8 protein-coding genes and 1 tRNA gene are annotated in these 13,330 nt (G+C 72.2%); 7 read left to right on the top strand and 2 right to left on the bottom strand.

The genetic code is table 11. From position 1 onward, the window contains the following. Position 1 precedes the first annotated feature (1 nt). The 3 genes from FJQ56_RS12050 (at position 2) to FJQ56_RS12040 (ending at position 2,551) form a co-directional block, all read left to right on the top strand. Positions 2 to 78, top strand: a tRNA-Ile gene (locus FJQ56_RS12050). Positions 79 to 297: 219 nt separating this feature from the next. After that, positions 298 to 1,026 carry an FkbM family methyltransferase gene (locus FJQ56_RS12045; RefSeq protein WP_170215387.1) on the top strand — a complete coding sequence of 243 codons (729 nt, stop codon included), beginning with the start codon at positions 298 to 300 and terminating at the stop codon, positions 1,024 to 1,026. 61 nt (positions 1,027 to 1,087) lie between these two features. Further along, a complete protein-coding gene (locus tag FJQ56_RS12040; protein ID WP_211350961.1) occupies positions 1,088 to 2,551 on the top strand; it encodes a mannitol dehydrogenase family protein in 1,464 nt (487 codons plus the stop codon). 22 nt (positions 2,552 to 2,573) lie between these two features. On the opposite strand, the gene FJQ56_RS12035 is transcribed toward FJQ56_RS12040, so the two are convergent. Beyond that, positions 2,574 to 4,010, bottom strand: coding sequence for a sugar porter family MFS transporter (locus tag FJQ56_RS12035; protein ID WP_140009847.1), 1,437 nt, complete (start codon positions 4,008 to 4,010; stop codon positions 2,574 to 2,576). Positions 4,011 to 4,199: 189 nt separating this feature from the next. Here FJQ56_RS12035 and FJQ56_RS12030 point away from each other — a divergent pair, with 189 nt between their 5' ends. Then, entirely contained in the window at positions 4,200 to 5,177 is a 978-nt protein-coding gene (locus tag FJQ56_RS12030) for a hypothetical protein (protein WP_140009846.1), read from the top strand. 189 nt (positions 5,178 to 5,366) lie between these two features. Further along, positions 5,367 to 10,067 (top strand): S8 family serine peptidase, encoded by a 4,701-nt coding sequence (locus FJQ56_RS22930; protein WP_140009845.1) that lies wholly within the window; start codon positions 5,367 to 5,369, stop codon positions 10,065 to 10,067. 24 nt (positions 10,068 to 10,091) lie between these two features. Here FJQ56_RS22930 and FJQ56_RS12020 read toward each other — a convergent pair whose 3' ends face one another. Then, positions 10,092 to 10,502 (bottom strand): Hpt domain-containing protein, encoded by a 411-nt coding sequence (locus FJQ56_RS12020; RefSeq protein WP_140009844.1) that lies wholly within the window; start codon positions 10,500 to 10,502, stop codon positions 10,092 to 10,094. A gap of 96 nt (positions 10,503 to 10,598) precedes the next feature. On the opposite strand from FJQ56_RS12020, the gene tyrS reads away from it, so the two are divergent. Next, positions 10,599 to 11,870 (top strand): tyrosine--tRNA ligase, encoded by a 1,272-nt coding sequence (gene tyrS, locus FJQ56_RS12015; RefSeq protein WP_140009843.1) that lies wholly within the window; start codon positions 10,599 to 10,601, stop codon positions 11,868 to 11,870. Beyond that, positions 11,867 to 12,925, top strand: coding sequence for an alpha-hydroxy acid oxidase (locus FJQ56_RS12010; RefSeq protein WP_140009842.1), 1,059 nt, complete (start codon positions 11,867 to 11,869; stop codon positions 12,923 to 12,925). The genes tyrS and FJQ56_RS12010 overlap by 4 nt, the downstream gene beginning before the upstream one ends. Positions 12,926 to 13,330 lie beyond the last annotated feature (405 nt).

The raw sequence follows: 13,330 nt of genomic DNA, 5'->3' as shown, positions 1-13,330 counted from the left end.
CGGGGCGGTAGCTCAGTCGGTTAGAGCAGAGGACTCATAATCCTTGGGTCGTGGGTTCGAGTCCCACCCGCCCTACCAGCCTGGCCTGCGGCGCAGCGCTCCGAGCACCACCGCCCTGTGCGGCGGCCGGAAGTGCGGCGCCTGCGGGCGATGACGACCTACGACGCCACCGTGGACGATCTCCCGGGCTGGCCCGCGGCTTGCGGATGCCACAACGCCTCTCGCCGGCACGGACCTCTCAACTCGACGACGCACTTACGGACCACACGCGACGTCGAACGCCTACGCTCTGCGGCTATGAGCAGCGCTGCAGCCAGAGTCATCGACCGGCTGGCCCCCCGACTAGGCACCGCCATCCGCGCACGCCGTCTGACGGAGGTGCGCAACGTCGTCAACTTCATGCCGCGAGGCGACATGACGGCGGTCGACGCTGGCGCGAACGTGGGGCTCTACAGCTACTGGATGGCGAAGCGGGCATCCGTCGTGCACGCCTTCGAGCCACAGCCGTCGGTCTTCGACCGCCTCCGCGCGGGCAGTGGCCCGAAGGTGCGCACCTACAACAACGCGCTCTCCGACGTCGCAGGCACGGCAACCCTCCAGGTGCCCACCCAGAGCCACGGCATGGCCAGCCTGCGTCAGATCGACGACATGCCCACCACGCAGATCGACGTGCCCCTGGTGGTCCTGGACGACCTCGGCCTGGACGGGGTCGGCTTCGTCAAGATCGACGTCGAGGGCCACGAGGAGCAACTTCTCCGCGGAGCGGCGAAGACCCTTCGGGCCGGGTTGCCGGTGATCTACATCGAGGTCGAGGAGCGACACAACCCCGGTGGCCTCGACCGGATCACTCAGTTCCTCGGCGACCTGGGCTACGACCAGCACTTCTGGGACCAGACCGGTGACCTACGTCCGATGGACACCTGGGATCCGGCTCGCTACCAGGACCCGGCGTCGCTCGAGAGCGGCGATCCTTACGCCTGCAACTTCCTGTTCCAGAGCTCGGCCGGTCCACGAGCCGGGGTGTGACACCGTCGTCACGGCTCGCACCACGAGGGTATGAACTCGCCGGCGGCGGATACTGGGCCGCGTGACCGACTCCGTACGACGTCTGGACGCCACCTCCCTCGAGTCGGCTCACCGCGACGTCACCGTCCCCGGCTACGACCGGGCCGCCACGACCACCGGCATCGTCCACCTCGGCGTGGGCGGCTTCCACCGCGCGCACCAGGCGGTCTACCTCGACGAGCTGATGGCGCTGGGACGAGCCAGCGACTGGGCGATCTGCGGCGTGGGGGTGCTGCCAGCCGACGCGCACATGCGCGACGTCCTGCGCGAGCAGGACCACCTCTACACCGTCGCGGTCCGTCACCCCGACGGGTCGCTGACGACCCGCGTCGTGGGGGCGATGACCGACTACCTGTTCGCGCCCGACGACCCCGCGGCCGTCGTACGACGCATGGCCGACCCCGCCACCCGGATCGTGTCGCTGACCATCACCGAGGGCGGCTACGCGCTCGACCAGGTGACGGCGCGCGCGGACACCGATCCGCCTACCGCGTTCAGCCTCCTCGCCGACGCGCTCGCCCTGCGGCGCGAGGCGGGGGAGACGCCGTTCACCGTGATGTCGTGCGACAACGTCGAGGACAACGGACTCATCGCGAAGGCCGCCCTGACGGCATACGCGCAGACCGTCGATCCCGACCTGGCCGACTGGATCGGCGAGCACGTCCGCTTCCCGGGCTCCATGGTCGACCGGATCACCCCGGCGACCACCGACGCCGACCGTGACGAGGTCGCCGAGCAGACCGGCCTGCACGACGAGTGGCCGGTGGTGTGCGAGCCGTTCCGCCAGTGGGTGCTCGAGGACCACGACGGCGACCACGGCAGCGACCACCGGCCGCCGTGGGAGGAGGTCGGGGTGCAGGTGGTGCCCGACGTGCGTCCCTTCGAGCGGATGAAGCTGCGCCTGCTCAACGGAGGGCACCAGGTCCTCGGCCACCTCGGCTACCTCGCCGGTCACCGCTGGGTCCACGAGGCAGCCCAGGACCCGGCCGTCGGTGCGCTGCTCGGTGCCTACCTCGAGCGCGAGGCCGTGCCCTCCTTCGAGCCGCCGGAGGGCACCGACCTGTCCGACTACGCCCGGACCGTCCGCGAGCGCTTCGCCAGCCCGGCCATCCGCGACAGCCTGGAGCGGATCTGCGCCCAGACCTCCGACCGGCTGCCGAAGTTCGTGCTCCCGGTCGTGCGCGACCAGCTGGCCGCCGGTGGCGACGTGCGCCTCGGTGCGCTCGTGGTCGCCGGCTGGGCCCGGTACGCCGAGGGCACCGACGAGCAGGGCGACGCGATCGACGTCGTCGACCCGAGGCGCGACGAGCTGATGGCCGCCGCCGCCGCGCAGCACGACGACCCGACGGCGTTCCTGCGGGTGACCGACGTGTTCGGTGACCTCGCCGAGCACGACCGGTTCGTCACCGCCTACGTCGCGGCGCTCGAGGGCCTGCACACCGACGGCGTACGCCGCACGGTCGAGCGGGTGCTCGCCGAGACCTGACGGGCCCGGCGGCCACCACGTCTCAGGCCGCGCGGGCGAAGTCCTTCGGCGTGAACTCCTCGTCCTGCAGGTGCTGCTCGATGTCCTCCAGGCTGTGACCGGTCAGCTCGGGCATGAACCTCAGCACGAAGACGAAGGCGATCACGTTGAAGCCGGCGTAGATCCAGAACGTCTGCCCGACACCGAACGTCTCGATCATCGTGAGCAGCGTCAGCGTGATGAGCAGGTTCGTGCTCCACAGGGCGGCCGACTGGACACTGGTGCCGGCGCTGCGCACGGCCAGCGGATAGATCTCCGACCCGGTCAGCCAGCCCATCAGCTGCAGCCCGCCGGCGTTGAACGCCATGAAGACCATCAGCGTGGCGATGATGAACGGCACCTGGGCCTTGCCGGCGTTGTCGGTCACGAAGAACGCGCCGAGCACCACGAGGCTGGCCGCCGCGCCCGGCACCATGACGAGCGTGAGCCGGCGACGCCCCACTCGGTCGACGATCGAGAGCCCGATGATCTGCATGACCAGGTACGTCACGCCCAGGCCGATGCTGACGCGCAGGGCGGTCGAGGTGGAGAACCCGTTGTCGGTCAGGATCGTGGGGGAGTAGTAGATGATCATCTCGATCCCGCTGAGCTGGGTGAAGATCGCGACGCCGCACCCGACGAGCAGGGCCGGGCGGACCCAGGACTGTCGCAGACCGGACCACCCCCGCTCGTGGGCTGCCGTGCTCCTCTTGCGCTTCTCCAGCTCCTCGATCTCGTCGAGCTCCGGGCTCACGTCGTACCCGTCGGGCCGGACCCGCTCCAGCACCCCGCGTGCGTCGTCCTCGCGGCCGCGCTTGACCAGCCACCGCGGACTCTCGGGGAGCCGCAGCATGAGCAGTCCGACGACGACCGGCGGCACGGCGGCGGCCGCGATGGAGATCCGCCACGACACCGACTCGGTCGCACCCACGATGGTGGCGATCACGATGCCCACGCCGATGGCCAGCTGGAAGGCCAGCACGAGCCGTCCGCGCAGCTGCGCCGGCGCGAGCTCGGCGACGTACATCGGGACGGTCTGCGTGGCGCCGCCGACCGCGAAGCCCAGGATGATCCGGCCGGCCACCAGCAACCATGGGTTCGGTGCGGCGCTGCAGGCCAGCGAGCCGACCACGAACACCGCGCAGACCACGAGGATCGTGCCGCGACGACCCAGCCGCTCGGACAGGAAGCTGCACGACAGGGCGCCGATGACGGCCCCGAGGAGGATCGCGGCCGCGATGGCCTGCTCCATGCCGCTGCCGATCTCGAACTCGTCGCTGATCTGCAGCAGCGCGCCGGAGATGATGCCGGTGTCGTAGCCGTAGAGCAGGCCTGCCACCGCCGACACCAGCGCCGCTGCGAGCATCGGTCCGGTCACACCGGCCTGCTCCTCGGTCGCCTTCTCGTCGGTCCTGACGTCGTCGTCCTGGATGCCGTCCATCGTCCGTCTTCCTCCTGGTCGTGTGTCTGCCTCGTGGCCCTGAGCGGCGAGACGACGGCACCCGATACCCACATCTGTGACTCTCACCACCCCGGCGGGCAAAATTTCGTGCTGGGCGCGGTCGCTGGCGCGGCGGTGCGTCACCCAGTGGTCAGGTCCCGCGGCGCCGGCCCGCCTAGGCTCGTCGCCATGGACACCTCGGGGGCCTTCGACGTGGTCGGGCTCGATGCCCGGGCCGAGGCGGTCTACCGACTCGTGCTCACCGAGGGCACCGTCACCCCTGACGACGTCGCCGCCGCGCTCCCCGTCGCGGCCGACGAGGCGGCCACCCGGCTCGAGCGGCTCCGGGCGGCCGGACTGATCAACCGCGTCTCGGGGCACGGGCACTTCACCGCCGTCGACCCGCGCGTGGCCCTGCGGGCACTGACCGAGCGGACGGCCGACCGGCTCGACCGGGTGCGCGCCGACATCCCGACCATGGCCGCGCTCTTCGAGAGCATGGGAGCCACCGCGGGCACCGACCCGGAGGTGCGGGTCGTCGACGAGCCCGGCCTGATCGGCATGTGGTACGTCCGGCTCGAGCACGAGGTGACCGAGGAGTTCCTCACCTTCGACCGACCGCCCTACGTCCTGGCCGCGGACAACCCGGTCGAGCCGCTCGTGCTGGCTCGCGGCGTCGACTGGCGGGTCGTGTACGCCGCCGAGGGGCTCGAGCGGCCCGGGGCGTGGGACGAGCTGCGGCACGCGGTCTCCGCGGGCGAGAGGGCCCGGGTGGCCCCGGAGCTGCCGACCAAGATCGCGATCGCAGACCGACGCATCGCCATCGTGTCGACGTCGCTCGACCTGGACCGCCCGGTCGCGCTGGTGACCGAGGCGCCTCCGCTCGTCGACCTGCTGGTGGCCCACTTCGAGGCGACGTGGGAGCGCTCGGTCGAGGTGCCGGCGCTCGACGACCTCAGCACGGCGGCCCCGCCCGGCAGCCCCAGCCGCGAGGACCTCGCCCTGCTCGCGATGCTCGGCGTGGGCGCCAAGGACGAGGTGATCGCCCGCGAGCTCGGCATGTCGCCGCGGACGCTGCGCCGTCGCAGCGCCGAACTCTTCGATCGCCTCGGGGCCGCCAACCGCTTTCAGGCCGGGGCCCAGGCCGTCCGACGCGGCTGGATCTGAGGCCGACCGGCGGCGCCGACCGGCTGCTCCTGCCGGCGTCGTCCGCCGACGCCGCGGACCCGTCGTGTTACGCGCACGTCAACTCTCACGGCCAGTTCCGGCCAGTGGCCGCGCGCGGCCACCGCAGCGGTTGTGCCGCGTCGAGAGCGCCGGATACAAGGAGGGATCCCTTGTCCTGAAAGGCTCTCGATGTCGCCCCTCCACCCCCGTCGCTCGGCTGTCGCGGCCGTGCTCGCCCTCGCGGTCGGCACGCTCGTCGTACCCGACCCGGCGGTCGCCCTGCCCGCCGTGCCCTCCGTGTCCTCAGCGCCCGCGGCATCGTCGACCCCCGTCCGCGTGATCATCGAGGTCGACGGCCCGACCGCGCCCGGCGTGGTCGGGGTGGCCACGGTCGCCCGCGCTCAGCAACGCGGCGCCGGCGTGTCCTTCCGCCGTCAGTACGCCGCCGCGGTGACCCGCGTCGAGCGCCAGCAGGACGCCGTCCTCGACCGGGCACGCTCGGCCGGCGTCCGGGTGACCGACTCCGCCCCGGTGACCGGGGTGCTCAACGCGGTCGTCGCGACCGTCGACCCCACCGACCTCGCCACCCTGCGCCGTACGACGGGGGTCGCGCGGGTGACCGAGGCGACCGAGGCCGTGGCGCTCGACGTCGACAGCGTCCCGTCGACGGGCGCTCCGCAGGTCTGGGAGCAGACCACCCCGTCCGGCACGCACCTCGAGGGCGACGGCGTCACCGTCGCGGTCGTCGACACCGGCATCGACTACTCGCTCGAGGACCTCGGCGGCGGCTTCGGCGAGGAGTTCCGCGTCGTAGGCGGCTACGACTTCGTCAACGACGACGCCGACCCGACCGACGACAACGGCCACGGCACCCACGTCGCCGGCATCGTCGGCGGCGCCGGGACCCGCAACGTCGAGGGCATGGCGCCCGACGTGAGCCTGACCGCCTGGAAGGTCCTCGGCGAGAACGGCAGCGGCGACACCGCCGGGGTCCTGCTCGGCCTGGAGGCGGCGGTCGACCCGGCCGGCGCCCACCCGGCCGACGTCGTCAACCTGAGCCTCGGCGCGCCCGGTGACGGCACCGACCCGATCGGCCGCGCGGCCACGGCCGCGGTCCGCCAGGGCGTCGTGGTCGTCGCCGCGGCCGGCAACGCCGGCCCCGCCGAGCAGACCATCGGCTCCCCGGCGTCGGCGCCCGGCGTGCTCGCCGTCGGGGCCGGCGTCACCGGCGTCGACCTGCCGACGATGACGCTCACGACCCCGGAGGGCTCCCGGCCGCTGACGGTCGCGCGCTTCCCGCTCTCGGCCAACCCGCCGGCCGCGGGCCTCACCGCCGACCTGGTCGAGGTCGGCGACGGCTTCGAGCAGGCCTACGAGGACGCCGGCGACGTGACCGGCAAGATCGTCGTGATCCAGAGCCTGGTGGTCGGCAGCCTCGAGCAGGTGCAGGGCGGACACCTCCTCCAGGCCCAGCTGGCCGAGGAGCACGGTGCCGCCGGCGTGCTGCTCTACGCGCCGTCGCCGACCGACCCCGCTGATGACGGCGGGTCCGACACCCCGGTCCGCACCACGGCCGACGACGGCACCGCGCCGTTCTCCACCGAGGCGACCCCGGCCGACGTGCACGTGCTCGACGACGGGGGCTTCGACCTGCGCCGCGAGAGCCTCGTGATGCTGTCGACGACCTCCGCGCTCTACCAGACCTTCCGCCAGCAGGTCCGCGACGGCACGGCCCGCGCCACCATCGGCTCGGTCGACGCGACCGACCGGCTCGCCGACTTCAGCTCCCGCGGCCCCAGCGACGGCATGACGCTCAAGCCCGAGATCGTCGCGCCCGGCTTCGAGATCCTGTCCACCCTGCCGTCGGTCTTCGGCGTCGAGGGCGACCGCTACCGGATGTCCGGGACGTCGATGGCCTCGCCCCACGTCGCCGGCGCGGCCGCGCTCCTCGTGCAGGCCCGCCCCGACCTCACCGCCGCCCGGCTCCGGGCCACGCTCATCGGCAGCGCCCGCGAGCTCGACTCCGTCGACGCCGACGCGTCCCCGTCCGGCCAGGGGGCCGGCACCCTCGACGTCGCCGCCGCCGTCGACCAGCACGTCACCGCCGCGCCCGACGCCGTGTCGCTCGGCCTGGTCGACATGGCAGGCACGGGTGCGCGCAGCGAGCCGGTGGTCCTGACCAACGACGGCCCGGCGGCGGTCACCGTGGCCCTGACCGTGCACCCGTCCGGCGTCAGCACCGGCACCGCCACGCTCAGCACCCGACGCGTCACGGTGCCCGCCGGCGGCGAGGCGACCGTCTCGCTCTCGGTCCGCCCGCGCCTGGGACACGTCGACACCGAGACCTCCGGCGTCCTGGTCGGGGCCGTGTCCGACGGCTCCACCCTCCGCGTCCCGTACGCCGCCTACGTGCGCACCCTGGCCGTGCAGGCCACCCCCGACCCGGCCCGTGGCAGCTCGCAGGTCTTCGTGCACAGCGGCTCCGGGCTGCTTCCCGAGACCGGCGTGACCGTGACCGCGACGGCGCCCTCGGGGCGTCGTACGACCGTGGGGGTGAGCGAGGACGCTCGCAACGACGGCTGGTACCGCGGCCGGGTGCCTCTCACCGAGACCGGTAGCTACACGATCCGCGCCCGGGCGGTCGTCGCCGGTCGCACCATCACCGGTATCTCGACGATCCGGTCCGTCAGTGCCGACCAGCCGGGCCGGTGGGAGCAGGTCGGGCTCACCGGCGAGGCCGCCCGGTTGGCCGTCTCGCCCGGCGCCACCGGCACCGCCCTGGGCGTGACCACCGACAGCGCCTACCCCATGGTCACCACCGACCGTGGTGCCACCTGGACGCGCGTGCGGAGCATGCCGGTCGCCGGTGGCTGGGGCCTCCCGGCAGCCGACCCGCGAGCCGCAGGAGCGTTCTACCTCGGCCTCAACGGCCGGTTCGGCGCCGGCGTCCTCGACGCGAGCTACGAGGGCCGCGTCCTGCACACGCCGGACGCGGGACGCACCTGGACGGTACTGCCGTTCCGCGACACCGCCGTCCTCGCCCTGCTGGCGAGCGGCTCGAGCCTGGTGGCCGTGGTGGCCGACGGCGCCGAGATCAGCGCCGACGGCGGCCGCACCTGGCGGCACGTCCAGCACGTCTGGCAGAGCGAGGTCGTCGACGCCGAGCTCGCGGGTGACGACCTCGTCGTCAGCGACCTGTTCTCGGTCTCGCGCCTCGCCGACGTCACCGGCACGGGCGAGGCGATCGAGCAGACCTACGTCCCTGACGGCGGCCTGGTCTACAACCTCGGCGCCGACGGCGAGGCGGCGGTCGCCGTGCTGTCGGACACCTCGATGGTGCGCTCGACCGACGGCGGTACGACGTGGGCCCCGATCGGCGAGAGCGGCCAGTCCTACGTGACCGACGTCCAGGTCGTCGACGGCACGCTCTACCTGTCCGGCCTGTCGTCGTACACGACGAGCGAGGACTACGGCACGACCCTCGTCGAGCACGACTTCCCGGCCGACGGCCCGCTCGTCACCGACGTCGACCGCTGGCCGGGTAGCGGACCCGAGACGGCGCTGCTCTCCATGGAGAACGCCGGTCTGTACGAGACCGAGGGCGACGGCTGGGACAAGATCGGTCTCAGCGCCACCACGGTGAGCTCGGTGGACGTCGGCACCGACACCGGCGGATCCCCGGTCCTCCGGGTGACCGACCAGGAGGGCCTGCACGAGCGGGCGCTCGCGGACCTCGACGCCGACGAGCAGGACTGGGGCTCCACGGGCCACGAGGGCTACATCGGCGTCGAGCTCTCCGACGTCGTCCAGTCGCCCCGGGGCGCCCGGTCGGTCTGGAGCATCGGCCGCACCGCCACGGGCCAGGGCAAGATCATGGTCGGGGCGCCGGGGGAGGAGCAGCAGCGGGTCGGCCCGCGCGGCTCCTACGGCGCGACCGCCCTGGCGGTCTCCCCGCTCGACGAGGACACCGTCGCGGTCGGCTACAGCTCGCTGATCGGCACCGGCTGGATGGTCTCGACCGACGGGTTCGAGACCTGGACGTCCTACGACACCGGGCAGCACGTGAACCAGCTCCGCTTCGACCCCGTCCGGCCCGGCCGGCTCTGGCTGGCCACCGAGGACGGTGTGCTGCGCTCCGACGACCTCGGCGCCACGACGACGCGGGTCACGACCACCCCGGCGCTCTCGGTCCACCTCGAGCGGGCCACCCGCGACCGCGTGGTCGTCGGCGAGCGTGGGGCGATCCGCTGGTCGACCGACGCCGGCCGAACCGTCCACCGGGCTGTCCTCGCCGACACCTCCGCGGCCATCGGGTCGTTCACCCGCGTCGTGGTCCCGGCGGGCCGGTTCAAGGGCGTCGAGCTGCTCGTCGCGGGAGCCGAGCAGTGGCACCCCCACGGCCTGACGGTCAACGGCGGCGGCGCGCTCGTGTCGACCGACGGCGGTCGCTCGTGGGTGGCGGCCAGCGCGGGGCTCACGGCGCTGTCGGTCCGCTCGCTCGACGTCAGCCCCGACGGGGCCTGGGTCTACGCCGGCACCGACGACGGCGGCGTCCACCGCACGGCCTCGTCCTCGCTGGTGCCGCGCTCCGCCGTACGTCGTACGACGGCCAAGGTCTCCGCGCCCTCGACGGCCAGGCTCGGGACGCGTCCGCTCGTCTCGATCAGCGTCAGGTCCGGGTCGGTCCCCGCGACCGGGACCGTGCTGGTGTCGGTGCAGCGCGCCGGGGGAGCCGTGGTGCTGCGCACCCGCCTCACCCTGCGTGCAGGCCGCGCGTCGTTCCGCCCACCCGCGCTGCGCAAGGCCGGGCAGTACGTCGTCCGGGTGGCCTACGAGCCCACCGGGCTGTTCGCGGCGTCGCGCGGCAACGACACGGTCCGGGTGCGGTGACGGACCCGGCGGCCTGCGCGGGCCTCAGCCCGCGTAGGTCGCCTGGTAGGCGAGCAGGAGCTCGCGACCCTCGGCCATCGACTCCCGGAGCTCCTCCAGCAGCGGTACGACGGGCGCGAGCGACCCCGAGTCGGCGGCGACCTCGACGCGACGGGCGGCCTCCCCGGCCCGGGTCGCACCGAGGTTAAGGGCGCTGCCGGCGATCTTGTGGGAGCGCGCCTTGACCGTCGCGATGTCCCCGGCCCCGACGGCGGCCGCGATCACCGTGACGGCCTCGTCGGAGTTGACCTGGAAGTTGCCGATGGCCCGGTCGAGGTAGCTGGTGTCACCCGGGTCGAGCTCGCGCAGCATGTCGAGACGCTCGACGTCGAGGCCCGTGGGTGGCGGCGCAGCCGGCCCCACGCCGTCCTTCGTCGTCGATCGGTCCCCGGTCACGGGCAAAACCTACTGTGACCGGGGCGTCCGCACTGCCACGATCGGGAGTGCGGCAGGCTGGGCCTGCTCCCACCCACCGACCCGGGAAGGTCCCACGTGCCTGTCGACCCCGATCTCCTCGCCGACCTGCAGTGGCGCGGACTCGTCGCCCACTCCACCGATCCCGATGCCCTGCGCGAGGCTCTGGACGGACGCAGCATCCGGTTCTACGTGGGGTTCGACCCGACCGCGCCGAGCCTGCACATGGGCAATCTCGTGCAGATCACGACCGCGCGGCGCCTGCAGGACGCCGGCCACACGCCCTACCTCCTCGTCGGCGGGGCGACCGGCATGATCGGCGACCCGCGCGACTCGGGCGAGCGGACCCTCAACTCGGCCGAGACCGTGCAGGAGTGGGTGGGGCGGATCCGTCGGCAGATCGAGCCGTTCCTGTCGTTCGAGGGTGACAACGCAGCGACCATGGTCAACAACCTCGACTGGACCGACGGCCTGTCGGTCATCGACTTCCTGCGCGACGTCGGCAAGCACTTCCCGATCAACCGAATGCTGGCCCGCGACACCGTCAAGCGCCGTCTCGAGTCGGGCATCAGCTTCACCGAGTTCAGCTACGTCCTGCTGCAGTCGATGGACTTCCTCGAGCTGCACCGTCGTCACGGCGTCGACCTCCAGTTCGGCGGGTCCGACCAGTGGGGCAACATCACCGGCGGTGCCGAGCTGATCCGCCGCGCGACCGGCGACCAGGTGCACGCCTTCGCGACGCCGTTGGTCACCAAGGCCGACGGCACCAAGTACGGCAAGACCGAGGGCGGCGCCCTCTGGCTCGACCCCTCGATGCTCTCGCCCTACGCCTTCCACCAGTTCTGGCTCAACGTCGAGGACGAGAAGGTCGACGAGCTGCTCCGCATCTTCACCTTCCTGCCGCGTGCCGAGCTCGAGGAGCTCGCTGCCCGACACGCCGAGAAGCCGTTTCTGCGCGAGGCCCAGAAGGTGCTGGCCGACGAGGTGACGACCTTCGTCCACGGTGCCGCTGAGACCGAGGAGGCGAAGGTCGCGGCCGTCGCCCTGTTCGGGAGTGGAGACCTGCATGCGTTGTCCGCGCGCACGCTGAAGGACATCGGCGACGGTCTGAACCTGCGCGAGGTGGAGCTCGACGGCGCCGCGACGACGGTGGGTGAGCTGTTCGCGAGGTCGTTCGACTCATCGTTGAGCGATGCGCTCCGCACCATCAACGACGGGGGCGCGTACCTCAACAACGTGCGCATCGACGACGCTCGTCGAGTGGTCACTGCCGAGGATCGTCTTCACGATCGATGGGTCGTGCTGCGGCGCGGGAAGAAGCGCTACGCAGTGGTCGACCTCAGGCTATGACGCCCGACCGCAGGCTGGCCGGCCTCGAGGACCGGGCGCGGCTCCGGCTGCCTGCCCCGGTGTTCGAGTACGTCGCCCAGGGCGCCCGTGACGGCCACACGACGGCCGCCGCGCCCGGGTCCTGGCGCCAGTGGCCCCTCCACCCGCACGTGCTGCGTGACGTGACGCGGGTCGACCCGGGCACCGTGGTGCTCGGACGCACCACGGCCGTCCCGTTCGGGGTCGCCCCCACCACGCTCCAGCGAGCGATCCACCCCGACGGCGAGCTGGCCATAGCCCGCGCCGTCGCCGCCGCCGACGGCCTGATGGTCGTCTCCAGCAACGCCGGTACGACGTTCGCCGACCTCGCGACCACCGGCGTGCGCTGGTGGGTCCAGTGCTACCTACCCGCCGACCGGACCCTCGCCCTGCCGCTCCTGCGGCGCGCCGTCGAAGCAGGTGCCGACGCCGTCGTCCTGACCGTCGACACCCCCGTGGTCGGCACCAAGTACTCCACCGACCCGCAGGGCACCGTCATCTGGGACGTCGTTGATCCCTCGATGCTGCGCGTCAACTTCGACCCGGGCTACGACGACGCACCCGGGAGCGAGAAGGCCCTCGACCTGGGGCCGCACGACATCGACTGGCTCCGGAGCACCACCGGCCTGCCCGTCGTGGTCAAGGGCGTGCTGCGTGGCGACGACGCCGTACGGGCCGTCGACGCCGGTGCCTCGGCCGTATGGGTCTCCAACCACGGGGGAAGGCAGCTCGACGGGGCCGTGAGCACCGCCTCGGCCCTCCCCGGGGTCGTCGCGGCCGTGCACGGTCGCGCCCAGGTGTACGTCGACGGGGGGATTCGCACCGGAATCGACGTCGTCACCGCGCTGGCGCTCGGCGCGGACCACGTGTTCCTGGGACGGCTCCCGCTCTGGGCGCTCGTCGACGGGGAGCACGGGGTGCGCGAGACGCTGTCCGAGCTGCGCGACCAGACCCTCGAGACACTGCGTCTGACTGGGGCGGCGACCGTGCCCGACACCCGGGGTCTCGTGGTCGTCGAGGGCGCAAAGGGCCTCTGACCTGCGCAAACGTCGCTATGGGGCGCGTGTGGCCCGGGTCACGTCAGTCCGATTTGGCGTTCTCCAGGATCTCCCCTAATGTTCTCTTTGTCGCCAGGGAGCGGCGGGGAGCAAGGCCGGTCGGCCGGGCTCCCGGCCCCGAGGTAGACCACGTGCAGGTTCTGCCGGACTCCGGTTGGCTCGCTTTGCGAGAAAGCCAAAGTTCGGGCAAGATCTGCGCCGCAGCACCACATCAGTCTTCGGACCAGACCCCTCACCGGGCGAGGCCGAAGTGCGCATGATGTTTGAGAACTCAACAGTGTGTCATAGTCGACGAATTAGTTTGTTGCTCGTCAATTGATTTTGATGGGTTAGTTTTTTTCGGCAATGATTCTGGCGATAGCTAGTAATCGTTTATTGTCGGGA

Origin of the sequence: Nocardioides plantarum (assembly GCF_006346395.1) — a bacterium.
Lineage (GTDB): Bacteria > Actinomycetota > Actinomycetes > Propionibacteriales > Nocardioidaceae > Nocardioides > Nocardioides plantarum.
The sequence above is the reverse complement of the archived record's forward strand: the minus strand, read 5'-3'. Positions and strand labels throughout refer to the sequence as shown.